1 protein-coding gene and 1 pseudogene are annotated in these 1,093 nt (G+C 38.7%); both read left to right on the top strand.

The features are described from left to right. A pseudogene (locus VXQ92_RS20505) lies at positions 1-444 on the top strand (transposase); the annotation flags it as partial. Further along, the coding region (locus VXQ92_RS20500) for a TniB family NTP-binding protein (RefSeq protein ID WP_416683019.1) at positions 437-1,093 on the top strand (657 nt) is incomplete at its 3' end. The pseudogene VXQ92_RS20505 and the gene VXQ92_RS20500, both read left to right, overlap by 8 nt.

Genomic DNA, 1,093 nt, shown 5'->3' with positions numbered 1-1,093 from the left:
GACGTTATTGTTATGATTGATGAGCTCAATTTAGAGCACGTATATGTCAAACACTCATCAATTGATGAAGTAATACGAGCGGACTCAACAGAGCCTGATTACACCAAGAATCTCTCTCTGCAAGAACATCTTGAAATTCGCAAGGAACTTAAACTGGTATCTCAAGCAGATAAGCAAAGATTAGGAAAACATCGCGTATGGTACACTCGATGGAAGTTATACGAACGCATTCAAAAAGATGCTTGTTCTAAAAACAAGAAGTTAAAGCAGTTAAAACTAGAGCTTCCTCAAACACTTAAGAACCTCTTAGACCAAGATATCCATACAGTGTCCCAACCAATAGACCCGTCAGCTTCAACATTTATCTCCTCTTCTGAAATGGATCTTCTAAATCAATCAAACCTTGATGATGATTTTGGAACATTGGAGTTTGATGATGAATAAGTTAGATGCACTTGAGTTGAGTAAGAAGCTTAACAACATGGTTATTACTTCCTCAGAGTTTACCAAAGCTTATGACGGCATTACATCTTGTTCAGCACAGACGAAAGCTTATCAGAAACCTATTGGCAGCTTACTTATTGCAGAGGGTGGTCTTGGCAAAACGACACTTTCACAATCAATCCTGAAAAAGAATCCTTGTTATGAAAAACAAGAAGATGGCTACACAAAAAGAGTAGTCCCTGTGTTCTATATACAAATCCCATCGCCAGCAACAGTTAAATCTGTTGCTGGCATGATGCTAAAAGCCTTGAATGATCCAGCACCTCTTTCTGGAACAACAGCACAGATGACAGAACGCTTGTGCTATCTCTTAAAGCTCTGTGAAACGGAACTGATCCTGATGGATGAATTCCATCATTTATTTGATATGCAAAAGGTATCAAGGAAGATGAATATTGATGTCTGTAATTGGATCAAAACAGTGACAGACTCAACCAATATAAGTTCCTGCTTAATTGGATTGCCTGAATTTGCACCTTTATTGCAAATAGATAGCCAGCTTGCGCGACGCTTTCCACTGACATTTAAGTTATCTCGGTTAAATATCGGTTCAACTCAATCACCAGGAACCCTTTACGGGTTCCTATCA

Source organism: Acinetobacter sp. 228, from assembly GCF_048147885.1.
The sequence above is the reverse complement of the archived record's forward strand: the minus strand, read 5'-3'. Positions and strand labels throughout refer to the sequence as shown.